Source organism: Amycolatopsis heterodermiae (assembly GCF_034929455.1).
Taxonomy (GTDB): Bacteria; Actinomycetota; Actinomycetes; order Mycobacteriales; family Pseudonocardiaceae; genus Amycolatopsis; species Amycolatopsis heterodermiae.
Window position 1 is genome coordinate 426,053 of the sequence record NZ_JAYFSI010000004.1, and the last position, 21,516, is coordinate 447,568.

The 21,516-nt window shown below is 68.3% G+C and carries 37 protein-coding genes; all 37 read left to right on the forward strand.

Translation table 11 applies throughout. The annotated features are described in order from the left end of the window. Positions 1 to 156: 156 nt before the first annotated feature. The 37 genes from rpsJ to truA all read left to right on the forward strand — a co-directional run bounded on the left by rpsJ (position 157) and on the right by truA (position 21,466). Positions 157 to 462, forward strand: a complete 306-nt coding sequence (rpsJ, locus tag VA596_RS21035) for a 30S ribosomal protein S10 (protein ID WP_003102098.1) — start codon at positions 157 to 159, stop codon at positions 460 to 462. A gap of 31 nt (positions 463 to 493) precedes the next feature. Beyond that, positions 494 to 1,150: a 50S ribosomal protein L3 gene (rplC, locus tag VA596_RS21040; RefSeq protein ID WP_086675504.1), complete on the forward strand. Its 657-nt coding sequence runs from the start codon at positions 494 to 496 to the stop codon at positions 1,148 to 1,150. Further along, entirely contained in the window at positions 1,147 to 1,836 is a 690-nt protein-coding gene (gene rplD, locus VA596_RS21045) for a 50S ribosomal protein L4 (protein ID WP_323329517.1), read from the forward strand. The genes rplC and rplD overlap by 4 nt, the downstream gene beginning before the upstream one ends. Then, complete coding sequence (gene rplW / locus VA596_RS21050; protein ID WP_091618496.1) at positions 1,833 to 2,144, forward strand: 50S ribosomal protein L23; 312 nt, start codon at positions 1,833 to 1,835, stop codon at positions 2,142 to 2,144. The genes rplD and rplW overlap by 4 nt, the downstream gene beginning before the upstream one ends. Positions 2,145 to 2,158: 14 nt before the next feature. Beyond that, positions 2,159 to 2,995, forward strand: coding sequence for a 50S ribosomal protein L2 (gene rplB, locus VA596_RS21055; RefSeq protein ID WP_323329518.1), 837 nt, complete (start codon positions 2,159 to 2,161; stop codon positions 2,993 to 2,995). 18 nt (positions 2,996 to 3,013) lie between these two features. Continuing rightward, complete coding sequence (gene rpsS / locus VA596_RS21060; protein WP_026468892.1) at positions 3,014 to 3,295, forward strand: 30S ribosomal protein S19; 282 nt, start codon at positions 3,014 to 3,016, stop codon at positions 3,293 to 3,295. Positions 3,296 to 3,323: 28 nt separating this feature from the next. Continuing rightward, on the forward strand, positions 3,324 to 3,740 hold the full coding sequence (gene rplV, locus VA596_RS21065; RefSeq protein WP_323329519.1) for a 50S ribosomal protein L22: 417 nt from the start codon (positions 3,324 to 3,326) through the stop codon (positions 3,738 to 3,740). Further along, a complete protein-coding gene (gene rpsC / locus VA596_RS21070; protein ID WP_323329520.1) occupies positions 3,740 to 4,561 on the forward strand; it encodes a 30S ribosomal protein S3 in 822 nt (273 codons plus the stop codon). The genes rplV and rpsC overlap by 1 nt, the downstream gene beginning before the upstream one ends. Positions 4,562 to 4,564: 3 nt before the next feature. Continuing rightward, positions 4,565 to 4,984 (forward strand): 50S ribosomal protein L16, encoded by a 420-nt coding sequence (gene rplP, locus VA596_RS21075; protein WP_004558864.1) that lies wholly within the window; start codon positions 4,565 to 4,567, stop codon positions 4,982 to 4,984. Continuing rightward, positions 4,984 to 5,229, forward strand: coding sequence for a 50S ribosomal protein L29 (gene rpmC / locus VA596_RS21080; protein ID WP_323329521.1), 246 nt, complete (start codon positions 4,984 to 4,986; stop codon positions 5,227 to 5,229). Before rplP ends, rpmC begins: the two co-directional genes overlap by 1 nt. Next, entirely contained in the window at positions 5,226 to 5,504 is a 279-nt protein-coding gene (gene rpsQ, locus VA596_RS21085; protein ID WP_013222609.1) for a 30S ribosomal protein S17, read from the forward strand. Before rpmC ends, rpsQ begins: the two co-directional genes overlap by 4 nt. A gap of 79 nt (positions 5,505 to 5,583) precedes the next feature. Beyond that, a complete protein-coding gene (gene rplN, locus VA596_RS21090; RefSeq protein WP_004558867.1) occupies positions 5,584 to 5,952 on the forward strand; it encodes a 50S ribosomal protein L14 in 369 nt (122 codons plus the stop codon). Continuing rightward, positions 5,952 to 6,266 carry a 50S ribosomal protein L24 gene (gene rplX, locus VA596_RS21095; RefSeq protein ID WP_323329522.1) on the forward strand — a complete coding sequence of 105 codons (315 nt, stop codon included), beginning with the start codon at positions 5,952 to 5,954 and terminating at the stop codon, positions 6,264 to 6,266. Before rplN ends, rplX begins: the two co-directional genes overlap by 1 nt. Then, positions 6,266 to 6,829 (forward strand): 50S ribosomal protein L5, encoded by a 564-nt coding sequence (gene rplE, locus VA596_RS21100; protein WP_323329523.1) that lies wholly within the window; start codon positions 6,266 to 6,268, stop codon positions 6,827 to 6,829. The genes rplX and rplE overlap by 1 nt, the downstream gene beginning before the upstream one ends. A 4-nt stretch (positions 6,830 to 6,833) precedes the next feature. Continuing rightward, complete coding sequence (locus tag VA596_RS21105; RefSeq protein ID WP_284745392.1) at positions 6,834 to 7,019, forward strand: type Z 30S ribosomal protein S14; 186 nt, start codon at positions 6,834 to 6,836, stop codon at positions 7,017 to 7,019. A 96-nt stretch (positions 7,020 to 7,115) separates the two neighbouring features. Next, positions 7,116 to 7,514, forward strand: coding sequence for a 30S ribosomal protein S8 (gene rpsH, locus VA596_RS21110; RefSeq protein ID WP_155548873.1), 399 nt, complete (start codon positions 7,116 to 7,118; stop codon positions 7,512 to 7,514). Positions 7,515 to 7,530: 16 nt separating this feature from the next. Then, on the forward strand, positions 7,531 to 8,070 hold the full coding sequence (rplF, locus tag VA596_RS21115) for a 50S ribosomal protein L6 (protein ID WP_323329524.1): 540 nt from the start codon (positions 7,531 to 7,533) through the stop codon (positions 8,068 to 8,070). Between the two features lie 2 nt (positions 8,071 to 8,072). Next, positions 8,073 to 8,471, forward strand: coding sequence for a 50S ribosomal protein L18 (gene rplR, locus VA596_RS21120; protein WP_323329525.1), 399 nt, complete (start codon positions 8,073 to 8,075; stop codon positions 8,469 to 8,471). A gap of 34 nt (positions 8,472 to 8,505) precedes the next feature. Then, positions 8,506 to 9,153, forward strand: a complete 648-nt coding sequence (gene rpsE / locus VA596_RS21125; protein ID WP_013222614.1) for a 30S ribosomal protein S5 — start codon at positions 8,506 to 8,508, stop codon at positions 9,151 to 9,153. 1 nt (position 9,154) lies between these two features. After that, on the forward strand, positions 9,155 to 9,340 hold the full coding sequence (rpmD, locus tag VA596_RS21130; protein ID WP_005166796.1) for a 50S ribosomal protein L30: 186 nt from the start codon (positions 9,155 to 9,157) through the stop codon (positions 9,338 to 9,340). After that, positions 9,337 to 9,783, forward strand: coding sequence for a 50S ribosomal protein L15 (rplO, locus tag VA596_RS21135; protein ID WP_323329526.1), 447 nt, complete (start codon positions 9,337 to 9,339; stop codon positions 9,781 to 9,783). Before rpmD ends, rplO begins: the two co-directional genes overlap by 4 nt. Positions 9,784 to 9,885: 102 nt before the next feature. Then, positions 9,886 to 10,509, forward strand: a complete 624-nt coding sequence (locus VA596_RS21140; protein WP_323329527.1) for a hypothetical protein — start codon at positions 9,886 to 9,888, stop codon at positions 10,507 to 10,509. Between the two features lie 757 nt (positions 10,510 to 11,266). Next, positions 11,267 to 11,965, forward strand: a complete 699-nt coding sequence (locus VA596_RS21145) for a hypothetical protein (RefSeq protein WP_323329528.1) — start codon at positions 11,267 to 11,269, stop codon at positions 11,963 to 11,965. 46 nt (positions 11,966 to 12,011) lie between these two features. After that, positions 12,012 to 12,593, forward strand: a complete 582-nt coding sequence (locus VA596_RS21150; RefSeq protein WP_323329529.1) for a hypothetical protein — start codon at positions 12,012 to 12,014, stop codon at positions 12,591 to 12,593. 41 nt (positions 12,594 to 12,634) lie between these two features. Next, positions 12,635 to 13,264: a LysE family translocator gene (locus VA596_RS21155; RefSeq protein WP_323329530.1), complete on the forward strand. Its 630-nt coding sequence runs from the start codon at positions 12,635 to 12,637 to the stop codon at positions 13,262 to 13,264. Positions 13,265 to 13,548: 284 nt separating this feature from the next. Further along, complete coding sequence (gene secY / locus VA596_RS21160) at positions 13,549 to 14,856, forward strand: preprotein translocase subunit SecY (protein ID WP_323329531.1); 1,308 nt, start codon at positions 13,549 to 13,551, stop codon at positions 14,854 to 14,856. Then, positions 14,853 to 15,407, forward strand: a complete 555-nt coding sequence (locus tag VA596_RS21165) for an adenylate kinase (RefSeq protein WP_323329532.1) — start codon at positions 14,853 to 14,855, stop codon at positions 15,405 to 15,407. The genes secY and VA596_RS21165 overlap by 4 nt, the downstream gene beginning before the upstream one ends. 44 nt (positions 15,408 to 15,451) lie before the next feature. Then, a complete protein-coding gene (gene map / locus VA596_RS21170; protein WP_323329533.1) occupies positions 15,452 to 16,228 on the forward strand; it encodes a type I methionyl aminopeptidase in 777 nt (258 codons plus the stop codon). Between the two features lie 263 nt (positions 16,229 to 16,491). After that, positions 16,492 to 16,713, forward strand: a complete 222-nt coding sequence (gene infA, locus VA596_RS21175; RefSeq protein WP_004558881.1) for a translation initiation factor IF-1 — start codon at positions 16,492 to 16,494, stop codon at positions 16,711 to 16,713. Between the two features lie 37 nt (positions 16,714 to 16,750). Continuing rightward, positions 16,751 to 16,864 carry a 50S ribosomal protein L36 gene (rpmJ, locus tag VA596_RS21180; RefSeq protein WP_004558882.1) on the forward strand — a complete coding sequence of 38 codons (114 nt, stop codon included), beginning with the start codon at positions 16,751 to 16,753 and terminating at the stop codon, positions 16,862 to 16,864. Between the two features lie 205 nt (positions 16,865 to 17,069). After that, positions 17,070 to 17,450 carry a 30S ribosomal protein S13 gene (rpsM, locus tag VA596_RS21185; protein ID WP_004558883.1) on the forward strand — a complete coding sequence of 127 codons (381 nt, stop codon included), beginning with the start codon at positions 17,070 to 17,072 and terminating at the stop codon, positions 17,448 to 17,450. Then, positions 17,447 to 17,632 carry a hypothetical protein gene (locus tag VA596_RS21190; protein WP_323329534.1) on the forward strand — a complete coding sequence of 62 codons (186 nt, stop codon included), beginning with the start codon at positions 17,447 to 17,449 and terminating at the stop codon, positions 17,630 to 17,632. The genes rpsM and VA596_RS21190 overlap by 4 nt, the downstream gene beginning before the upstream one ends. Positions 17,633 to 17,650: 18 nt before the next feature. Next, on the forward strand, positions 17,651 to 18,058 hold the full coding sequence (gene rpsK / locus VA596_RS21195) for a 30S ribosomal protein S11 (RefSeq protein ID WP_004558885.1): 408 nt from the start codon (positions 17,651 to 17,653) through the stop codon (positions 18,056 to 18,058). Between the two features lie 23 nt (positions 18,059 to 18,081). Further along, positions 18,082 to 18,687, forward strand: coding sequence for a 30S ribosomal protein S4 (gene rpsD / locus VA596_RS21200; RefSeq protein WP_323329535.1), 606 nt, complete (start codon positions 18,082 to 18,084; stop codon positions 18,685 to 18,687). Positions 18,688 to 18,780: 93 nt separating this feature from the next. Then, the gene (locus tag VA596_RS21205) at positions 18,781 to 19,851 is read left to right on the forward strand and encodes a DNA-directed RNA polymerase subunit alpha (RefSeq protein ID WP_004558887.1); all 1,071 of its coding nucleotides are present in this window, start codon (positions 18,781 to 18,783) and stop codon (positions 19,849 to 19,851) included. 44 nt (positions 19,852 to 19,895) lie between these two features. After that, on the forward strand, positions 19,896 to 20,570 hold the full coding sequence (gene rplQ, locus VA596_RS21210; protein WP_458364012.1) for a 50S ribosomal protein L17, sunset domain variant: 675 nt from the start codon (positions 19,896 to 19,898) through the stop codon (positions 20,568 to 20,570). A gap of 65 nt (positions 20,571 to 20,635) precedes the next feature. Next, complete coding sequence (gene truA, locus VA596_RS21215; protein WP_323329740.1) at positions 20,636 to 21,466, forward strand: tRNA pseudouridine(38-40) synthase TruA; 831 nt, start codon at positions 20,636 to 20,638, stop codon at positions 21,464 to 21,466. The last annotated feature ends 50 nt before the right edge of the window (positions 21,467 to 21,516 follow it).

Below are 21,516 nucleotides of genomic sequence, written 5' to 3' on the forward strand. Positions count from 1 at the left end.
GATCCCGCGGGATCCGTCTGTGCGTCGGGCGCGACACGCCCGACCGCGTGGACCGGGGACAGGGCCGTTGAACTGCGGAAACTCGGGTCTGGATGGGGACATCCGGGACGGGTTTGTGAGATAGCGGCACGAGACGACAAGGAACGAGCAGCCACCATGGCGGGACAGAAGATCCGCATCCGGCTCAAGGCCTACGACCACGAGGCGATCGACACCTCGGCGCGCAAGATCGTGGAGACGGTCACGCGCACCGGCGCCCGTGTTGTCGGGCCGGTGCCGCTGCCCACCGAGAAGAACGTTTACTGCGTCATCCGCTCGCCGCACAAGTACAAGGACTCGCGCGAGCACTTCGAGATGCGCACGCACAAGCGTCTGATCGACATCCTCGACCCGACGCCGAAGACGGTCGACGCGCTCATGCGCATCGACCTGCCGGCGAGCGTCGACGTCAACATCCAGTAAGCGTTGGGCGAGCGGCGGAGATAAGAGACTCATGTCTGACAGGCAGATGAAGGGCATCCTGGGCACCAAGCTCGGCATGACCCAGGTCTTCGACGAGCAGAACCGGGTTGTCCCGGTCACCGTCGTGAAGGCCGGTCCGAACGTGGTCACCCAGGTTCGGACGCAGGAGAAGGACGGCTACAAGGCCGTGCAGCTGGCGTTCGGCGCGGTCGACCCGCGCAAGGTGAACAAGCCGCGCACCGGCCACTACGACAAGGCGGGCGTGACCCCGCGGCGCTTCCTCGCGGAGCTGCGTACCACCGACGCCGAGACCTACGAGGTCGGCCAGGAGATCACCGCCGAGGTGTTCGCCGCCGGCGTCGAGGTCGACGTGACCGGTACCAGCAAGGGCAAGGGCTACGCCGGTGTCATGAAGCGCCACGGTTTCAAGGGCCAGGGCGCGAGCCACGGTGCCCAGGCCGTGCACCGCAAGCCGGGTTCGATCGGTGGCTGTGCCACCCCCGGCCGCGTCTTCAAGGGCCTGCGCATGGCGGGCCGGATGGGCAACGACCGGGTCACCACGCAGAACCTGACCGTGCACGCCGTGCGTGCCGAGGACGGCCTGCTGCTGATCAAGGGCGCCGTGCCCGGTCCCAAGGGCGGCCTGCTGTTCGTGCGCAGCGCCGCGAAGGGTGGTAACTCCGAATGACAAGCGTCGAGCTGAAGACCCCGGCCGGTAAAGCCGACGGCACCGTGGACCTCCCCGAGGAGATCTTCGACGTGCAGGCCAATGTCGCGCTGATGCACCAGGTGGTGGTGGCCCAGCAGGCCGCCGGCCGCCAGGGCACGCACGACACGAAGACCCGTGGCGAGGTTCGCGGTGGCGGCAAGAAGCCGTACCGCCAGAAGGGCACCGGCCGTGCCCGCCAGGGTTCGACCCGCGCGCCGCAGTTCGTCGGTGGCGGTGTCGTCCACGGCCCCACGCCGCGTGACTACTCCCAGCGCACCCCGAAGAAGATGAAGGCCGCCGCTCTGCGTGGCGCCCTCTCGGACCGGGCCCGCGCCGGCCAGCTGCACGTCGTCACCGAACTGGTGACGGGTGAGAAGCCGTCGACCAAGGCCGCCAAGGCCGCCCTCGCCGCGGTGACGCAGGCGAAGCGCGTGCTCGTGGTGCTGCACCGGGACGACGAGCTCAGCTGGGTTTCCCTGCGGAACCTCGCCGAGGTCCACCTGATCTGGTTCGACCAGCTCAACACCTACGACGTCCTGGTCAACGACGACGTCGTGTTCACCAAGGCCGCTTACGACGGCTTCGTCGCCGGCCCCGCCCGGGGCAAGAGCGCGAAGGCTTCGGCTCGGTCGAGCGAGATTTCGGAAGGGAGTGACGAGCAGTGAGTTCGGTCGCCATTGCCGATCCCCGCGACATCTTGCTCGCGCCGGTGATCTCCGAGAAGTCCTACGGGCTCCTCGAGGACCACAAGTACACGTTCATCGTCCGCCCGGACGCCAACAAGACCCAGATCAAGATCGCGGTCGAGAAGGTGTTCGGCGTCAAGGTGGTCAGCGTCAACACGGCCAACCGGCAGGGCAAGCGGAAGCGGACTCGCGCGGGCTTCGGCAAGCGCAAGGACACGAAGCGCGCCATCGTGACTCTTTCGCCTGAGAGCAAGGCGATCGAGATCTTCGGCGGACCCACCGCGTAAAGGACTGAGCTGACATGGGCATCCGCAAGTACAAGCCGACGACCCCGGGTCGTCGCGGTTCGAGCGTCTCGGACTTCGCCGAGATCACGCGCTCGACTCCCGAGAAGTCGCTGCTGCGTCCGCTGAGCGGTTCGGGCGGTCGCAACTCGTCCGGCAAGATCACCACCCGGCACAAGGGTGGCGGTCACAAGCGTGCGTACCGGCTGATCGACTTCCGCCGGAACGACAAGGACGGCGTTCCCGCCAAGGTCGCGCACATCGAGTACGACCCCAACCGGTCCGCTCGCATCGCGCTGCTGCACTACGCCGACGGTGAGAAGCGCTACATCATCGCGCCGGAGAAGCTCCGCCAGGGTGACACGGTCGAGAACGGCCCCCGCGCCGACATCAAGCCGGGTAACAACCTGCCGCTGCGCAACATCCCGGTCGGTACCGTGATCCACGCGATCGAGCTCCGCCCCGGTGGCGGCGCGAAGATGGCGCGGTCCGCGGGCGCGAAGGTGCAGCTCGTCGCCAAGGACGGGCCGTACGCCCAGCTGCGTCTCCCCTCGGGTGAGATCCGCAACGTGGACGTGCGCAACCGCGCCACCATCGGCGAGGTCGGCAACTCCGAGCACGCCAACATCAACTGGGGCAAGGCCGGCCGCAACCGCTGGCGCGGCAAGCGCCCCACGGTCCGTGGTGTCGTCATGAACCCGGTCGACCACCCGCACGGTGGTGGTGAGGGTAAGACCTCCGGTGGTCGCCACCCGGTCAACCCGAACGGTAAGCCCGAGGGTCGTACGCGCCGCCGCAAGGCATCCGACGCGATGATCGTCCGCCGTCGCCGTACCGGCAAGAACAAGCGCTGAGCAGGGAGGTAGAAGAACATGCCACGTAGCCTGAAGAAGGGCCCCTTCGTGGACGACCACCTGCTCAAGAAGGTGGACGTTCTCAACGAGTCGGGCAAGAAGACCGTGATCAAGACCTGGTCGCGTCGTTCCACGATCATCCCGGACTTCCTGGGTCACACGATCGCGGTGCACGACGGCCGCAAGCACGTCCCGGTGTTCGTCACCGAGGCAATGGTGGGTCACAAGCTCGGGGAGTTCGCCCCGACTCGGACCTTCAAGGGTCACATCAAGGACGACCGGAAGTCGCGCCGCCGCTGAGCGGGCACGAGAGATCAAGGAACTAGCGATGAACGCCCAGAACGACGTGGCCGAGGCTCTGCCTGTGGCTTACGCGCGGGCTCGCTTTGTCCGGGACTCGCCTACCAAGGTGCGCCGGGTCATCGAGCTCATCAAGGGACGTAGCGCCGCCGACGCCTTGGCCGTGCTCCGTTTCGCCCCCCAGGCGGCGAGCGAGCCGGTCGCGAAGGTGCTCGCGAGCGCCGTGGCCAACGCCGAGAACAACCTTCAGCTGGACCCGGAGACGCTCTGGGTCAAGAACGCGTACGCCGACGAGGGCCCGACCCTCAAGCGCATCCGCCCGCGGGCCCAGGGCCGCGCGTACCGGATCCGCAAGCGGACCAGCCACATCACCGTCGAGGTGGAGTCGCGTCCGGCCGCCGCCGCGCCGAAGGCTCAGAGCAAGAAGAAGGCAGGTGGCCGGTAGTGGGCCAGAAAATCAACCCGCACGGCTTCCGCCTGGGTATCACCACGGACTGGAAGTCGCGCTGGTACGCCGACAAGCAGTACGCCGAGTACGTGGCCGAGGACGTCAAGATCCGCAAGCTGCTGGCGACGGGCATGGAGCGCGCCGGCATCTCCAAGGTCGAGATCGAGCGCACCCGTGACCGCGTCCGCGTCGACATCCACACCGCCCGGCCGGGCATCGTCATCGGCCGCCGCGGCGCGGAGGCCGACCGGATCCGCGGCGCGCTGGAGAAGCTGACCAAGAAGCAGGTCCAGCTGAACATCCTCGAGGTCAAGAACCCCGAGGCCGACGCCCAGCTGGTCGCCCAGGCGGTCGCGGAGCAGCTTTCCAACCGCGTGGCGTTCCGCCGCGCGATGCGGAAGGCGATCCAGACCTCCATGCGTTCGCCGCAGGTCAAGGGCATTCGCGTGCAGTGCGGCGGTCGTCTCGGCGGTGCCGAGATGTCCCGCTCCGAGCACTACCGCGACGGCCGGGTCCCGCTGCACACGCTGCGCGCCGACATCGACTACGGCTTCTTCGAGGCCAAGACGACGTTCGGTCGCATCGGCGTCAAGGTGTGGATCTACAAGGGTGAGCTCGTCGGTGGCCTGAAGGCCCGCGAAGCCCGTGACGCCGCCGAGCGCGCGCCGCGTCGCGAGCGCAGCGACCGGCCGTCCCGTCCGCGTCGTTCCGGCGCCTCGGGCACGACCGCCACGTCGACCGAAGCCGGTCGCGCCGCCGCTGCCGCCACGACCGAGGCGGCTCCGGCCACCGAGACCGCAGAAAAGACGGAGGGCTGAGACGTGCTCATCCCGCGCAGGGTCAAGCACCGGAAGCAGCACTCCCCGAAGCGCCACGGCGCCGCCAAGGGTGGCACGAAGGTCAGCTTCGGCGAGTACGGCATCCAGGCGCTTGAGCACAGCTACGTGACGAACCGGCAGATCGAGTCCGCTCGTATCGCCATGACCCGTCACATCAAGCGTGGTGGCAAGGTGTGGACGACGATCTACCCGGACCGCCCGCTGACCAAGAAGCCGGCGGAAACCCGCATGGGTTCCGGTAAGGGTTCGCCCGAGTGGTGGATCGCCAACGTGAAGCCGGGCCGCGTGATGTTCGAGATCTCGTTCCCGAACGAGGAGACCGCCCGTGAGGCGCTCCGCCGCGCGATCCACAAGCTGCCCATGAAGTGCCGCATCGTGACCCGTGAAGGTGGTGAGTTCTGATGGCGAACGCTGGTGCTGTGGCATCGGAGCTGCGTGAGCTCACCGCGGAAGAGCTCGTCCTGCGTCTGAAGGAATACAAGGAGGAGCTCTTCAACCTCCGCTTCCAGATGGCGACCGGGCAGCTCGACAACAACCGCCGTCTGCGCACCGTCCGCACGGACATCGCGCGGATCTACACGGTCATGCGCGAGCGCGAACTCGGCCTGTCCGTTGCCCCCGACGCCGAGAGTGAAGGTGCCGCATGAGCGAGCCCACCACCGAGACGCCGGCCCGGAACGACCGCAAGGTCCGCGAGGGCTACGTGGTCTCGGACAAGATGAACAAGACGATCGTGGTCGAGCTCGAGGACCGCAAGAAGCACCCCCGTTACTCGAAGGTCGTCCGCAGCACCACCAAGGTCAAGGTGCACGACGAGAACAACGAGGCGGGCGTGGGCGACCGGGTCACCCTGATGGAGACCCGCCCGCTGTCGGCAACGAAGCGGTGGCGCCTGGTGCAGATCGTGGAGAAGGCCAAGTAAGCAGGGCTCTCCCAAGAGTCCTTAGTTCCGCAAGGCTCGCTCGTCGGGGCGAGAACCGGCGCGACATACAGGAGTTGACGTGATCCAGCAGGAGTCGCGGCTTCGGGTAGCCGACAACACGGGTGCGAAGGAAATTCTCTGCATCCGCGTTCTCGGTGGCTCCGGGCGGCGCTACGCCGGCATCGGCGACATCATCGTCGCCACCGTGAAGGACGCCATCCCGGCTGCCGGGGTGAAGAAGGGCGATGTCGTCAAGGCCGTCATCGTCCGCACGGTGAAGGAGCGTCGTCGTCCGGACGGTTCCTACATCCGGTTCGACGAGAACGCCGCCGTGCTCATCAAGAACGACAACGAGCCCCGGGGCACCCGCATCTTCGGCCCGGTGGGCCGCGAGCTGCGCGACCGAAAGTTCATGAAGATCATTTCGCTCGCGCCGGAGGTGCTGTGATGAAGGTGAAGAAGGGCGACACGGTCGTCGTCATCGCCGGCAAGGACAAGGGCGCCAAGGGCAAGGTCATCATGGCCTACCCCGAGCGCGACCGCGTCCTGGTCGAGGGTGTGAACCGGATCAAGAAGCACACGCGGATCAGCCAGACCCAGCGCGGCGCGCAGTCCGGCGGCATCGTCACGCAGGAGGCGCCCATCCACGTCTCGAACGTGATGGTCGTCGACGCGGACGGCAAGCCGGCGCGGGTGGGTTACCGCATCGGCGAGGACGGCAAGAAGGTCCGGATCTCGCGCCGGAACGGTAAGGACATCTGATGACCACCGCAGAGAAGGTCGCGCCGCGCCTCAAGGTGCGCTACCGCGAAGAGATCAAGGGACAGCTGCAGGCGGAGTTCTCCTTCGTCAACGTCCACCAGATCCCGGGTGTCGTGAAGGTCGTCGTGAACATGGGTGTCGGTGACGCCGCTCGCGACAGCAAGCTGATCGAGGGTGCGGTCAAGGACCTCTCCCTGATCACCGGCCAGAAGCCCGAGGTCCGGAAGGCCCGCAAGTCCATCGCGCAGTTCAAGCTGCGTGAGGGTCAGCCGATCGGCGCGCGCGTCACGCTGCGCGGCGACCGCATGTGGGAGTTCCTCGACCGGCTGCTGACCATCGCGCTGCCGCGTATCCGCGACTTCCGCGGGCTTTCGCCGAAGCAGTTCGACGGCCACGGCAACTACACGTTCGGTCTCAACGAGCAGTCGATGTTCCACGAGATCGACCCCGACTCCATCGACCGCCCGCGCGGTATGGACGTCACCGTCGTCACGACCGCCACGAACGACGACGAGGGCCGGGCGCTGCTGCGCAAGCTCGGCTTCCCGTTCAAGGAGAACTGAGCCGATGGCCAAGAAAGCACTGGTCCACAAGGCCGCGAAGAAGCCGAAGTTCGCCGTTCGCGGTTACACCCGCTGCCAGCGGTGCGGCCGCCCGCACGCGGTGTTCCGCAAGTTCGGGCTCTGCCGGATCTGCCTTCGCGAGATGGCGCACGCGGGCGAGCTGCCCGGGGTCCGCAAGTCCAGCTGGTAGAAGCGTTTCTTTATCTTTAACTCCCACTTCGCCACAGGCCCCGCCGCCCGCACTCCGGGCGGCGGGGAACCAGGCGAGAAAGGTTGACAGGTCACCATGACGATGACCGACCCGATCGCAGACTTCTTGACCCGTCTGCGTAACGCGAACTCGGCGTACCACGACGAGGTCGTGCTTCCCCACTCGAAGCTCAAGGCGAACATCGCGGAGATCCTCAAGCGCGAGGGTTACATCGCGAGCTACCGCGACGAGCCGGGCGAGAAGCACAAGAACCTGATCGTCGAGCTCAAGTACGGCCCCAACCGTGAGCGCAGCATCGCCGGCCTCCGGCGCGTGTCCAAGCCCGGCCTGCGGGTCTACGCAAAATCGACCGAACTGCCGTCCGTTCTCGGTGGCCTCGGCGTCGCGATCATCTCGACGTCCTCGGGGCTGCAGACGGACCGTCAGGCCAAGCGAAACAGCGTGGGCGGCGAAGTCCTCGCCTACGTCTGGTAAGGAAGGGGGCACAGACATGTCACGCATCGGAAAGCTGCCGGTCGCCGTCCCCTCCGGGGTCGAGGTGACCATCAACGGTCAGCACATCAGCGTCAAGGGCCCCAAGGGGACCCTGGAGCACACCATCGCCGAGCCGATCACGGTCGAGCGCGATGAGGACGGCACCCTGCTGGTCAAGCGCCCGGACGACGAGCGCACCAGCAAGGCCATGCACGGCCTCACCCGCACGCTGGTGAACAACCTCGTCGTCGGCGTCACCGCCGGCTACGAGAAGAAGCTCGAGATCCACGGTGTCGGTTACCGTGTGCAGGCCAAGGGCTCGGACCTCGAGTTCGCCCTCGGTTTCTCGCACCCGGTGAAGATCGAGGCCCCCGAGGGCATCACCTTCAAGGTGGAGACCCCGACCCGGTTCTCGGTCTCCGGCATCGACAAGCAGAAGGTCGGCCAGATCTCGGCCGTCATCCGCAAGCTGCGGCGCCCGGACCCGTACAAGGGCAAGGGCCTGCGCTACGAGGGTGAGAAGATCCGCCGCAAGGTCGGAAAGACGGGTAAGTGATCATGAGCGACACGACTACGAAGCGCAAGCCGGTGGGCAAGGACATCTCGACCCGCCGCCGCGTTGCGAAGACCCGTCGGCACTTCCGGCTCCGCAAGAAGGTCTCGGGCACCGAACAGCGTCCGCGCCTGGTCGTCAAGCGGTCTTCGCGGCACATCGCCGTGCAGGTCATCGACGACCTGGTCGGTCACACGCTGGCCTCGGCGTCCACCCTCGAGGCGGACGTGCGGGCGCTGGACGGCGACAAGAAGGCCAAGGCCGCCAAGGTCGGGGAACTCGTCGCGGCCCGTGCCAAGAGCGCCGGGATCTCGGCTGTGGTGTTCGACCGTGGGGGCAACGCCTACCACGGCCGCATCGCCGCGCTCGCCGACGCCGCCCGTGAGGCGGGGTTGGAGTTCTGACGATGCAGAAGCTTGTTAACGGAAGGAATGCCTGATGCCGGGACGTACACGGCAATTCGGCGGCGGACAGGGCGGACCCGGCGGGCAGGGCGGCAACGACCGCAATGAACGTCGCGGTGGCGGCCGGGACCGGCGCGACAGCGGCCGTGGCGGGGCCGGCCAGGACAAGACCCCGCACCTCGAGAAGGTCGTGACGATCAACCGCGTCGCCAAGGTCGTCAAGGGTGGTCGTCGCTTCAGCTTCACCGCCCTCGTCGTCGTCGGTGACGGTGACGGTCAGGTCGGCGTCGGCTACGGCAAGGCCAAGGAAGTTCCCGCGGCGATCGCCAAGGGCGTCGAGGAAGCGAAGAAGAACTTCTTCCGCGTTCCCCGCGTCGGCGGCACCATCCCCCACCCGATCACGGGTGAGGAAGCCGCTGGTGTGGTCCTGCTCCGTCCGGCTTCCGCCGGTACCGGCGTCATCGCCGGTGGCCCGGTGCGCGCCGTGCTGGAGTGCGCGGGCGTCCACGACGTGCTGTCGAAGTCGCTCGGCTCCGACAACGCGATCAACATCGTGCACGCGACCGTGGCGGCCCTGAAGGGTCTGCAGCGTCCCGAAGAGGTCGCGGCCCGCCGCGGTCTCCCGCTCGAGGACGTCGCTCCGGCCCGGATGCTGCGCCAGCGCGCGGGCCAGGGGGTCTGACATGACTCAGCTCAAGGTCACCCAGGTCAAGAGCAAGATCGGCACGAAGCACGCTCACCGCGAGTCGCTGCGCACCCTCGGGCTGCGCAAGATCCGCCAGAGCGTCGTGCGTGAAGACACCCCCCAGGTGCGCGGCCTGATCCACACCGTCCGCCACCTGGTGGAGGTCGAGGAGGTCAAGGCATGACGGCCATCAAGATCCACCACCTCCGCCCGGCTCCGGGCTCGAAGCGCGAGAAGATGCGCGTCGGTCGTGGTGAAGGCTCGAAGGGCAAGACGGCCGGTCGCGGTACCAAGGGCACCAAGGCCCGGAAGAACGTGCCCGCCGGCTTCGAGGGTGGGCAGATGCCCATCCACATGCGGCTCCCGAAGCTTCGCGGCTTCAAGAACCGCTTCCGCACCGAGTACCAGCCGGTGAACGTGGGCGACATCGCCCGCGTCTTCCCGGACGGTGGCACGGTCGGCGCCGAGGAGCTCGTCGCGAAGGGCCTCGTCCGCAAGGGCAAGCTCGTCAAGGTGCTCGGCAACGGTGACGTCAACGGCGTCAAGCTCAACGTGACCGCCGACGGTTTCTCCGGCTCCGCCAAGGAGAAGCTCGAAGCGGCCGGTGGCTCCGCCACCACCAACTGAGCTGTACCCACGTTCGAAGGCCCGCCTGGTTCGCCAGGCGGGCCTTCGGCGTTTCCGGGCCTCGTCCTTGCCCGCCGCGTGTTTCGCCTGGAAGATCCCGGTGTGGACACCCCTCAGCCCGCTCGGTTCTTCCTCGCCCCAGGGCTCTACGCGCTGGCTGCCGTACTGATGGCCGGCGGCCTGGTCCTGCCGCTCTTCCGAGCCGTCCACACCCTCTCGCAGGTACGGGCCGGCGCCCTGGCGGTCATCACGACGTCGGCGTGGAGCACCCGGTTCCAGGTGACCACCGACGCGTCCTTGGACCGCCCTGGCGCCCCTTTCGGCGTCCCGATCATCGTCACGATGGTGCTACTGGTCACCGCGGCCGGGTTTTTGGTGGCCCGCCGGCGCCCGGGCGCATGGCTGGGGCAACTGGGCACGGTGTTCGCCGCCGGGGTGGTCCTGACCATCGAGATGTTCGGCCTGGGCCAGGGCACGAGCGAGCAGTTCGACCGCGTCGACCTCACCACCGAGCTGGGCATGTGGCTCCTCATCGGCGGCACGCTGGTAGCCGCGGCAGCCGCGGTCGTCGCCCACCGAGCGGCCGCCCCAGCAGACGAGGACTGGGCCGACCCGTCGGTGGCCTACGCCGACACGGAAACCCCGCCGTCCGGGTTCGCCGTGCCGGGCGCGGGCTCGGGTGAGGTCGCGATCACGGTCCTGCCACCGGACCACCCGGCCCGCTGAACCGGAGTTTCTTGCCGATACCGGAATCCGCGCGGAAGATCACAGGGTGGACGAACCGTCGAAGGAGCCGAACCCCCCGGCCGAGCCCCACCGCCCGGCCACCGGGGAGTCACCGCCGACCGCCGGAGACTCCGACACGGTGCGACCAAGCGCAGCCCCGCTGACGTCCCCGGAGGAGTCGCCGCGGCCGGCGGGGGAGTCCACCGCCGAGGCGGAACCCGACTCGGTTCGGCGCGGGGACGCTCCGCTGGCGTTTCCGGTGGGCGAGTCCTCCGGGCAGCTGGAGCCTGGTGTGCAGCCCGGCGCCGCTCCGCTGGCGTTCCCGGCCGAGGCGTCGCGGCCCTCGGGGGAGTCTCCCGCCCAGGTGGAACCCGGCGTCGCGCAACCGAGGGATGCTCTGCTGGCCTTCCCGGTGGAGGCGCCGCGTCCGGCGGCAGGCGCGCCCTTCTCGCCGGTGGAATCCGACGAGGTGCGGCCGGAGGGCCAACCGTCGTTCCCGGTGGAGGTGCCGCAGCCCACAGCCGAGGAGCTTTTCGCCCCGGTGGAGCCCGACGTGGCGCGTCCGGAGGACGGACTGCTGGCGTTCCAAGCCGAACCACAGCGGCCCGCGGGTGAGTCCTTCGCGCAGGCAGAGCCCGATGTGGCCGGACCGAGTGCCGCTCCGCCGGCGTTTCCGGGCGCGGCGCCTCGGCACGCGCCGCCGGTTGGTGACCGAACCCCGCCCACCGAGCCCGTTCCGGTCGCGATCCTGCCTGGCTTGCCTCCGCGACCCGCGCCGGCGGAACCCCAGCCGATCGCCGCTCCTCAGGAACCCGCTGCCGGGCCGCCGCGGGTGCTCGTGCCCGTCCTGGTGGCCTTCGCGGCTCTCCTCGTGCTCGGGGCGTGCTTCCTGCCGCTGTTCCGGATCGAGCAGCACCTCAGCCCGCAGCAGACCTTCTTCACCCCCAAGCTGATCTTCACGGAGACCGCCTGGAGCAGCCAGGTCTCCGCGCAGGGGAACGAGACCGTCGAGCAGCCCGCCGCGCCCGTCGGGATTCCGCTCGTGATCGCCGTTGTGGTGCTGGGGGCCGGGGCGGTCTTCGGCTTCTCCCGGTGGGGGCGGCTCGGGCACCGGCTCGCCGTGGTCGGGGCGAGCTTCGCCGCCGGAACCACCCTCACCATCGGGATGAGCGGCTACGGCTGGTCGTCCGGCCTCGGCGACCAGACCCTCGACGTCAGCCTCGGCCTGGGGCTGTGGTCCGTGATCGCCGGGGTCGTGGTGGCCGTCGTGGCGGTGGTGCTCGGGTACCTGCCGGCCCGGGCGCCGGACGACTGGGCCGATCCCGCCCTGGCCTACGCGGACACGCCGACCCCGCCCGCCGGGTTCGCGTTGCCGACGGTCGAAGACGCCGACGGGGTCGCCATCACGGTCCTGCCACCCGAACCACAGGAACCTCCGGAACCACCCGGACGCTGATCCGGAATCCTTGCCACGGCCGGAATCCGCCTGGAGGATCCCAAAGGTGGACGAATCGTCGCAGGACCCGCCCCCGCCCGCCGCCGAACTCCGGCCGGCGCGGCGCGTTCGCGACTTCCTGCCCGTCCTCCTGGTCACGCTGGCCGCCGTGGCCACGCTCGCATCCGGGTTCCTGCCGCTCTTCCGCATCGACGAGACGCTCGCCGGCCGCGGGGTGCTGCTCTACACCCAGAACGGCTGGTCGACCGTCTTCCCGGGTGAGAAGAGCCAGGCGTCCGAACCGCTCGGCGTCGCGCTGCTCGTGGCCGCCGCGCTCCTGCTGGCCGCCCTCGTGCTCGTGATCCGCCAGGTCGTGACCGGACGGGCGAGCGCGGCCGCCAGGGGCGTGACGTTCGGCGCCACGGCCTTCCTGGCGGGCGCGGTCCTCGCGAGCGTGATGGCGGGCATCCCGGCGCCCGTCGACCGCGGCAACCTCCGGCTCGAGATGAGCCTGCAGGGCGGCATGTGGCTGCTCTTCCTGGCGGTGGCCGCCGCCGCGGCCGCCACGGTGCTGGGTCACCTGGTGTCCCCGGACGCCCGCCCGGCCCACGCGGACGCCGGCGGCGTCGTGACCACCGAACGCGGATAACCGCTCGCGGCCGCGGTTACCGTGGAGTTGGAGGTGGTCCCGTGTCCTGGGTGCTGGTCTTCTTCGGCGCGTCGGTCCTCATCGCCCTTACGCCAGGGGCGAACAACCTGCTCGGCCTGCACCACGGCATGACGCACGGTGTTCGCCGCGGCCTCGCCGGACTGGTGGGCCGGCTGGTCGCGTTCACGCTGATGATCACGGCCGTGGCGGCCGGGCTGGGGCAGCTGCTCGCCGCATCGGAGACGGCGCTGACGATCATCAAGTGGGCCGGCGCGGCCTACCTGCTCTACCTCGGACTGCGCGTCCTGTGGTCCACGATCCGCCGCGGTGACGACGCCGAGGCCGTCGAAACGCCCGCCGTGCCGCTGTCCGCCTGGCGGGTCGCGCGCAAGGAGTTCGGCGTCGCGATAACGAACCCGAAGGCCGTCCTCATCTTCACGGCGTTCGTCCCGCAGTTCATCGACCCAGCTCACGGGGCCTTTCCGGCGCAGATCGCGCTGCTCGGCGCGGTCTACCTGCTGGCCGAGTTCCTGGCCGGGTCGGCCTACGTCGGCGTCGGCGCGGCCGTGAAGTCGATCAAGCTTTCGCGGCGGGCGCGGCGCAACGTGGACCGCGGCACCGGGGTGGTCCTGGTCGGCCTCGCGGGTGTCCTCGCGACGTCGAACGCCTGACCCCGCGGGGCCCGGATCCATCATGATCACGCGCCCGTGTGTCAAGGAATACAGCCAAGTCCGGGAAGTGGATCAACCCGCCGGAGCAACCTTGGTACGGAAAACGCACACGGACTGCGGACACGCCCTGTGAAGCTGTTAGAGTCGGCGACACGCTTCGGGACGAGTGTGCCCCGAAGCGTTCCTGGCTTGCGTGCCAGTAGTGCTGTGTTCCCGCCGGCCACCCGTGCCGGCCAAGCCGATCGTCGGTTAGGACAGCCGACGACGCCGAGGAGGTCCCCCGCGTGCTCAGCGCCTTCCGCTCGGCTCTCGCGACGCCGGATCTACGCAAGAAGATCCTGTTCACGCTAGCCATCGTCGCGGTCTACCGAATCGGTGCGACCATTCCGGCCCCCGGGATCTCGTACGGAGCCGTCCAGGCGTGCAGCTCCCAGGCGCAGCAGGAGGGCGTCTACCAGCTGCTGAACCTGTTCAGCGGTGGTGCGCTGCTGCAGCTGTCGCTCTTCTCGACCGGCATCATGCCGTACATCACGGCGAGCATCATCATCCAGCTGCTGACCGTCGTCATCCCTCGTTTCGAGGAGCTGAAGAAGGAAGGGCAGTCCGGCCAGGGCAAGCTGACCCAGTACACCCGGTACCTGACGGTCGCGCTGGCGATCCTGCAGGCCACCGGTGTGGTCGCGCTCGCGGACCGCAAGCAGCTCTTCCCGGACTGCGACTCGCCGATCATCCCGGACAACAGCGTCTACTCGCTGGCGATCATCGTCATCACCATGACCGCGGGTACCGCCGTCATGATGTGGCTGGGTGAGCTGATCACCGAACGCGGTGTCGGCAACGGCATGTCCGTCCTGATCTTCCTGAACATCGCGGCGCGCATCCCGGTCGAGGGCGGCAACATCCTCAGCAACGGTGGTGGCATCGCGCTGACGATGATCTGCGTCTTCGGCCTGGTGATCATCGCCAGCGTCATCTTCGTCGAGCAGGGGCAGCGCCGGATCCCGGTGCAGTACGCCAAGCGCATGATCGGCCGCCGGATGTACGGCGGCACGTCGACCTACCTGCCGATCAAGGTGAACCAGGCCGGCGTCATCCCGGTCATCTTCGCGTCTTCCCTGCTGTACCTGCCGGACCTGATCAGCCGCCTCGTCGGCGACCAGAACAGCAACTCCGGCTGGCAGGTGTTCATCAAGAACTACATCGTGAACCAGTCCAGCTGGGTGCACATCGCGCTGTACTTCGCCCTGATCATCTTCTTCACGTACTTTTACATCACGATCACGTTCAACGTGGACGAGCGTGCGGATGAGATGAAGAAGTTCGGCGGGTTCATCCCGGGCATCCGCCCGGGCCGTCCCACCGCGGAGTACCTGAGCTACGTGCTCGGCCGGATCACCCTGCCGGGCTCGCTGTACCTGGGCATCATCGCGATCCTCCCGAACTTCTTCCTGTCGTTGACCGGTAGCGGGAACAACCAGAACTTCCCGTTCGGTGGCACGGCTGTGCTGATCATGGTCGGTGTCGGTCTCGACACCGTGAAGCAGATCGAAAGCCAGCTGATGCAGCGCAACTACGAAGGGTTCTTGAAGTGACGCGGCTGGTTCTCGTGGGTCCGCCCGGCGCGGGCAAAGGTACGCAGGCGGTGGCGCTGTCCGAGCAGTTGCGGATTCCGCACATCTCGACCGGCGACCTGTTCCGCGCGCACGTCGGCCAGGAGACCCCGCTCGGCCAGGAAGCCAAGCGCTACCTGGACTCGGGCGAGCTCGTGCCCGACTCCGTGACGAACGAGATGGTCCGCGAGCGGCTCGCGGAGCCGGACGCGAAGATCGGCTTCCTGCTCGACGGCTTTCCGCGCAACACCAAGCAGGCCGAGGTCCTCGGCGAGATCCTGGGTGACGCGGACGCGTCGCTCACCGCGGTCATCCAGCTGCAGGTGCCGGAGGACGTCGTCGTCGGCCGTCTCATGTCGCGGGGCCGCGCGGACGACACCGAGGACGTCATCCGCCGCCGTCAGCAGATCTACGTGTCGGACACCGCGCCGCTGCTCGAGTACTACGCCGACATCCTCGTGACCGTCGACGGCGTCGGCAGCGTCGAGGAGATCTCCGACCGCGTGCTGAAAGCGCTGCGCGACCGCACGTGAATCTCGGAGGATTGCGTGTTCTGCAAGTGCTCCGGCGTGGGCGCATGATCGAGGTCAAGACCGCGGACGAGCTGCAGGCGATGCGGGCCGCGGGGCTCGTCGTCGCCCGTACGCTGGCGGCGGTGCGCGCAGCCGCGGTCCCGGGGGTCAGCACCGCCGAGCTCGACGAGCTGGCCGAGCAGACCATCCGTGACGCCGGCGCGGTGCCGTCCTTCAAGGGCTACCACGGCTTCCCGGCGTCCATCTGCGCGTCGGTGAACGAGCAGATCGTCCACGGCATCCCGGCGAAGACCCAGGTCCTCGCCGACGGTGACCTGATCTCGGTCGACTGCGGTGCGATCCTCGACGGCTGGCACGGCGACTCCGCCGTCACGCTGGCCATCGGGAAGGTCGCCGACGCCGACCTGGCGCTGTCCGCGGCGACCGAAGCGGCGATGTGGGCCGGGATCGAGGCGGTCAGCGCCGGCGGCCGGCTCACCGACATCTCCTACGCCGTCCAGTCGGCCGCCGAACGCGCGGCGAAGGACGACGGCGTCGACTACGGGATGATCGTCGAGTACGGCGGCCACGGCATCGGCCGCCAGATGCACATGGACCCGTTCCTGCCGAACGTCGGCAAGCCCGGCAAGGGCCCGCGGCTGAAGGCCGGCATGGCGCTGGCGATCGAGCCGATGCTGACCGGCGGCGGTGGCGAGACCCGCGAGCTGGACGACGGCTGGACGGTCGTCACGGCCGACGGCTCCCGCGCGGCCCACTGGGAGCACACGGTGGCGATCACCGAAGACGGCCCCTGGGTGCTCACGGCTCCGGAAGACGCCTGACCTGCGCATTCACCCACTCGTGGTGATCGCGATCACGCCCACCTGCACGTTCGCCTAGCATGGTTACCCCCGGTTTGGGGGTCGCGACACGGGTTGCGTACACTGTCAAGTCGGCGCACTTATCGCGCCCGGATCCTGCGCGCTCGTGAATTCACGATCATGGGACTCGGGCACCAGTGTGCCACGCACCACCCAACCCAGCACTAGTGCTCGAGTTGATCAGGTGTGGCGACAGGCAATGCTGACAAGGAAATGCGGAGGACATGGCGAAGAAAGACGGGGCCATCGAGGTCGAAGGCCGCGTAGTCGAGCCGCTCCCCAACGCGATGTTCCGCGTCGAGTTGGAGAACGGTCACAAGGTCCTGGCACACATCAGCGGCAAGATGCGGCAGCACTACATCCGCATCCTGCCGGAGGACAGGGTTGTCGTGGAGCTCTCGCCCTACGACCTCTCTCGTGGTCGCATCGTCTACCGCTACAAGTGATCACGAAGAGCAGCTCAGAAGCAGGAGAGCAGAAGACGTGAAGGTCCAGCCGAGCGTCAAGAAGATCTGCGACAAGTGCAAGGTGATCCGCCGTCACGGCCGGATCATGGTGATCTGCGAGAACCTGCGGCACAAGCAGCGGCAGGGCTGATCACTCGCACTCGACCAGAGTGGATTGACGGCTACACACCCTCCCCGCACCTGCCGGGTCACGCGAGTGACCTGGTTCACCCCCGGGCTTCAGGCCGGGGCCGGGACACCCGAAGCGCAAGCCGAGGGCACGACAGGCGAGTCGGTCCCGGAACCGGACGGGGAGCAGACCTGAAGATGAAATCTATGAAGGAGCATCAACGCCAATGGCACGACTCGCTGGCGTAGACCTCCCCCGCGAAAAGCGGTTGGAGATCGCGCTTACCTACATCTACGGCATCGGCCGTACCCGCTCGAAGCAGCTGATCAAGGCTGCCGAGCTCAACGCGGACACCCGCGTCAAGGACCTCAGCGATGACGACCTCGCGAAGCTGCGTACGTACATCGAAGAGAACTTCAAGGTCGAGGGTGACCTTCGCCGCGAGGTGAACGCCGACATCCGTCGGAAGATCGAGATCGGGTGCTACGAGGGCCTTCGCTGGCGTCGCGGACTGCCCGTCCGCGGTCAGCGCACGAAGACCAACGCCCGTACCCGCAAGGGTCCGAAGAAGACGGTCGCCGGCAAGAAGAAGGCTGGCAAGAAGTGAGCGTCCAGGGCAAGAAGGTCGTGCAGATGGGCGGCGCCCAGCGCCGTGGCACGGCTTGCGTTTCGCCCAAGGCGCTCTACGCCCGCCCGATGGCGCTCCGCAACCTGTACACCGACGCCGGGTCGATCATCCGGCGCGGACAGGCCGAAGCGGTCGCCGCTCACCAAGAGAACGCGCGCTAACAGGAGAACCCTCAGAACATGCCACCGAAGTCTCGTACCGCGGCGGGGGCCAAGAAGGTCCGCCGCAAGGAAAAGAAGAATGTCGCGCACGGCCACGCGCACATCAAGAGCACCTTCAACAACACCATCGTCTCGATCACGGACCCGACCGGTGCCGTGATCGCGTGGGCGTCGAGTGGTCACGTGGGCTTCAAGGGCTCGCGCAAGTCCACCCCGTTCGCCGCGCAGATGGCCGCCGAGAACGCTGCCCGCAAGGCCGCCGAGCACGGCATGAAGAAGGTCGACGTCTTCGTGAAGGGCCCGGGTTCGGGCCGCGAGACGGCGATCCGCTCGCTGCAGGCGGCCGGCCTCGAGGTCGGCACCATCCAGGACGTGACCCCGCAGCCTCACAACGGCTGCCGCCCGCCCAAGCGGCGCCGGGTCTGAGGAACGGGGAGGAGTAAGAAGAAATGGCTCGTTACACCGGCCCCGCGACGCGTATTTCGCGTCGCCTCAAGGTTGACCTCATCGGCGGCGACCAGGCTTTCGAGCGTCGCCCCTACCCGCCGGGCCAGCACGGCCGCGGGCGCATCAAGGAGTCCGAGTACCTCCTGCAGTCGCAGGAGAAGCAGAAGGCTCGCTACACCTATGGCGTTCTCGAGCGCCAGTTCGTCCGGTACTACAAGGAAGCCGTCCGGCGTCCCGGTAAGACCGGTGAGAACCTGCTGCAGATCCTCGAGTCCCGCCTGGACAACGTGATCTACCGCGCCGGCATCGCCCGCACCCGCCGTCAGGCGCGTCAGCTGGTGAGCCACGGCCACTTCCTGGTCAACGGCACGAAGGTCAACGTCCCGTCCTTCCAGGTCTCGAAGTGGGACATCATCGACGTGCGGCCGAAGTCGTTCGCGATGCTGCCCTTCGTCGTGGCCAAGGAGTCCTTCGGCGACCGCCCGATCCCGGCGTGGCTGCAGGTCGTCCAGTCCAACCTCCGCGTGCTGGTCCACCAGCTGCCGGAGCGTGCGCAGATCGACGTTCCGGTTCAGGAACAGCTGATCGTCGAGCTCTACTCGAAGTAATCGAGTTACGGCGGCGGCGCCTTCCGGGCGCCGCCGCCGCGCCATCCCTTCGACGTCATATGGCGGGCGTCGTCTGGAAAGGAATTAGGAAGAATGCTGATTTCCCAGCGGCCGGCTCTCGGCGAAGAGACGGTCAACGAGACCCGCTCCCGGTTCACCATCGAACCGCTGGAGCCCGGCTTCGGCTACACGCTCGGCAACTCGCTGCGGCGCACGCTGCTGTCGTCCATCCCGGGCGCGGCCGTGACGAGCATCCGCATCGACGGCGTGCTGCACGAGTTCACCACCGTTCCCGGGGTGAAGGAAGACGTCACCGACATCATCCTGAACCTCAAGGAGCTCGTGGTGTCCTCGGAAGAGGACGAGCCGGTCACCATGTACCTGCGCAAGCAGGGCCCCGGTGAGGTCACGGCGGCCGACATCGTGCCGCCGGCGGGTGTCACCGTGCACAACCCGGATCTGCACATCGCGTCGCTGAACGGCAAGGGCAAGCTCGAGATCGAGCTCGTCGTCGAGCGCGGCCGCGGTTACGTTCCGGCCCTGCAGAACAAGCAGGCGGGCGCGGAGATCGGCCGGATTCCGGTCGACTCGATCTACTCGCCGGTGCTGAAGGTGACCTACAAGGTCGAGGCCACCCGTGTCGAGCAGCGCACCGACTTCGACAAGCTGATCCTGGACGTCGAGACCAAGCCGTCGATCACGCCGCGCGACGCGGTCGCGTCGGCCGGCAAGACGCTGGTGGAGCTGTTCGGCCTCGCCCGCGAGCTGAACGTCGACGCCGAAGGCATCGAGATCGGCCCGTCGCCGCAGGAAGCGGACACCATCGCCGCCTACGCGATGCCGATCGAGGACCTGGACCTCACCGTCCGGTCGTACAACTGCCTCAAGCGCGAAGGCATCCACACGGTGGGCGAGCTGGTCTCGCGCTCCGAGGCGGACCTGCTCGACATCCGCAACTTCGGCGCCAAGTCGATCGACGAGGTCAAGCTGAAGCTCGTCGGCCTCGGCCTCGCGCTGAAGGACAGCCCGCCCGGGTTCGACCCGACCGCGGCTGCCGCCAGCTACGACGGTGAAGGCTGGTCGGAGGGTGTCGGTGGCATCGCCGACGGGATTTCGGACGGCCACGACGATGGCCAGGACTACGCAGAGACCGAGCAGCTCTAGGGCTCTGTGCCTGGACGCTGCGAGCTGAACTAGTAGGAGAACCAATGCCCACCCCTACCAAGGGAGCCCGGCTCGGCGGATCAGCCGCGCACGAGCGGCTGATCCTGGCCAACTTGGCCACGCAGCTGTTCGAGCACGGCAAGATCACCACCACCGAGGCGAAGGCGAAGCGGGTCCGCCCGCTGGCCGAGAAGCTGATCTCGAAGGCGAAGCGGGGCGACCTGCACAACCGCCGTCAGGTTCAGCGCGTCGTCCGTGACAAGGACGTCGTCCACAAGCTGTTCGCCGAGATCGGTCCGCACTTCGCGGAGCGTCCCGGTGGCTACACCCGCATCACCAAGACGATGGCCCGCAAGGGCGACAACGCCAAGATGGCCGTCATCGAGCTGGTGAACGAGAAGACCGTGACGAGCGAGGCCGAGCGCGCGCGCAAGACCAAGTTCGCCAAGGACGAGAAGCCGGCCGCCGTCGAGGCCGCCCCGGCCGCCGAGGAAGCCGCTTCGGAGGCTCCCTACGGTGAGGGCAGCCACGCTCCGCTCGAGGACGGGACGCAGCCCGAGGGCTTCCCGATCAAGGGCAACGACGAGTCGAAGTACTACCACACCGAGGAAAGCCCGTACTACGAGCAGACCAAGGCCGAGGTGTGGTTCGCCACCGCCGAGGCCGCGGAAGCCGCGGGCTTCTCGCTGCCGCCGTCGCAGCAGGACGACGAGTCCTGACGACGGAATCCGTCCCGGACGAGCCCGCCATCCCCGCTGGGGACGGCGGGCTCGTTCGTCTGCGCCTGGACGTCTCCTACGACGGCACGGACTTCTCGGGCTGGGCCCGGCAGCCGGGCCGCCGCACGGTGCAGGGGGTGCTGGAGGAGGCCCTGCGGCGCCAGCCGCCGGGTGCCTCGGTGCCGAAGCCGGTCGTCGTCGCCGGCCGTACGGACGCCGGGGTGCACGCGAGCGGCCAGGTGGTCCACGTCGACGTCGTGCCGCTCGATCCTGGCGTGGCCGGCCGGGTCCCGGTGTCACCGGAGGGGATCCCGGACCTGACCCGCATGGCGGGCCGCTGGAACCGCCTCCTGCCGGGCGATGTGCGCGTCCTGGGGGCCCGCGTGGCCGCGCCGGGCTTCGACGCCCGGTTCTCGGCGATCCGCCGGCACTACCGCTACCGCGTCTCGGACGCCCCGTGGGGCGTGGACCCGTTGCGCCGCAACGACACCCTGGCCTGGAACCGTCCACTGTCGACGGACGCGATGAACGACGCCGCGGCGGCGTTGCTGGGGCTGCAGGACTTCGCGGCGTACTGCAAGCAGCGCGACACGGGCACGACGATCCGCGAGCTGCAGCGCCTGGTCTGGCGCCGGCTCGACGAGCACCTGCTGGAGGTCGAGGTCTCGGCGGACGCGTTCTGCCACTCGATGGTCCGCAGCCTGGTCGGCGCCCTCCTCCTGGTCGGCGACGGCCGCCGGGCACCGGGCTGGCCGGAGCAGGTCCTGGCGAGCGGCGTCCGCGACAGCGCGGTCGCCCCCGCGCACGGCCTGACCCTGACGGCGGTGGACTACCCGCCGGACGAGGAGCTGGCCGCCCGGGCGGAGCAGACGAGGAACGTCCGCACCTCGCTCTGACACACAAAAAATGCGGGTGGCTCCGGGGAGCCACCCGCATTTCGTGGAAA

Excerpts from the sequence above, each read along its gene's own strand:
- rplV (WP_323329519.1), top strand. The coding sequence starts at position 3,324 with ATGAACGCCCAGAACGACGTGGCCGAGGCTCTGCCTGTGGCTTACGCG.
- rpmD (WP_005166796.1), top strand. The coding sequence starts at position 9,155 with ATGACTCAGCTCAAGGTCACCCAGGTCAAGAGCAAGATCGGCACGAAG.
- rpsQ (WP_013222609.1), top strand. The coding sequence starts at position 5,226 with ATGAGCGAGCCCACCACCGAGACGCCGGCCCGGAACGACCGCAAGGTC.
- VA596_RS21105 (WP_284745392.1), top strand. The coding sequence starts at position 6,834 with ATGGCCAAGAAAGCACTGGTCCACAAGGCCGCGAAGAAGCCGAAGTTC.
- infA (WP_004558881.1), top strand. The coding sequence starts at position 16,492 with ATGGCGAAGAAAGACGGGGCCATCGAGGTCGAAGGCCGCGTAGTCGAG.
- rpsE (WP_013222614.1), top strand. The coding sequence starts at position 8,506 with ATGCCGGGACGTACACGGCAATTCGGCGGCGGACAGGGCGGACCCGGC.
- rplR (WP_323329525.1), top strand. The coding sequence starts at position 8,073 with ATGAGCGACACGACTACGAAGCGCAAGCCGGTGGGCAAGGACATCTCG.
- VA596_RS21205 (WP_004558887.1), top strand. The coding sequence starts at position 18,781 with ATGCTGATTTCCCAGCGGCCGGCTCTCGGCGAAGAGACGGTCAACGAG.
- rpsM (WP_004558883.1), top strand. The coding sequence starts at position 17,070 with ATGGCACGACTCGCTGGCGTAGACCTCCCCCGCGAAAAGCGGTTGGAG.
- rplB (WP_323329518.1), top strand. The coding sequence starts at position 2,159 with ATGGGCATCCGCAAGTACAAGCCGACGACCCCGGGTCGTCGCGGTTCG.
- rplX (WP_323329522.1), top strand. The coding sequence starts at position 5,952 with ATGAAGGTGAAGAAGGGCGACACGGTCGTCGTCATCGCCGGCAAGGAC.
- rplD (WP_323329517.1), top strand. The coding sequence starts at position 1,147 with ATGACAAGCGTCGAGCTGAAGACCCCGGCCGGTAAAGCCGACGGCACC.
- rpsH (WP_155548873.1), top strand. The coding sequence starts at position 7,116 with ATGACGATGACCGACCCGATCGCAGACTTCTTGACCCGTCTGCGTAAC.
- rplQ (WP_458364012.1), top strand. The coding sequence starts at position 19,896 with ATGCCCACCCCTACCAAGGGAGCCCGGCTCGGCGGATCAGCCGCGCAC.
- rpsK (WP_004558885.1), top strand. The coding sequence starts at position 17,651 with ATGCCACCGAAGTCTCGTACCGCGGCGGGGGCCAAGAAGGTCCGCCGC.
- map (WP_323329533.1), top strand. The coding sequence starts at position 15,452 with ATGATCGAGGTCAAGACCGCGGACGAGCTGCAGGCGATGCGGGCCGCG.
- rplE (WP_323329523.1), top strand. The coding sequence starts at position 6,266 with ATGACCACCGCAGAGAAGGTCGCGCCGCGCCTCAAGGTGCGCTACCGC.
- rplF (WP_323329524.1), top strand. The coding sequence starts at position 7,531 with ATGTCACGCATCGGAAAGCTGCCGGTCGCCGTCCCCTCCGGGGTCGAG.
- rplO (WP_323329526.1), top strand. The coding sequence starts at position 9,337 with ATGACGGCCATCAAGATCCACCACCTCCGCCCGGCTCCGGGCTCGAAG.
- rpsD (WP_323329535.1), top strand. The coding sequence starts at position 18,082 with ATGGCTCGTTACACCGGCCCCGCGACGCGTATTTCGCGTCGCCTCAAG.
- rpsJ (WP_003102098.1), top strand. The coding sequence starts at position 157 with ATGGCGGGACAGAAGATCCGCATCCGGCTCAAGGCCTACGACCACGAG.
- rplC (WP_086675504.1), top strand. The coding sequence starts at position 494 with ATGTCTGACAGGCAGATGAAGGGCATCCTGGGCACCAAGCTCGGCATG.
- rpmC (WP_323329521.1), top strand. The coding sequence starts at position 4,984 with ATGGCGAACGCTGGTGCTGTGGCATCGGAGCTGCGTGAGCTCACCGCG.
- rpsS (WP_026468892.1), top strand. The coding sequence starts at position 3,014 with ATGCCACGTAGCCTGAAGAAGGGCCCCTTCGTGGACGACCACCTGCTC.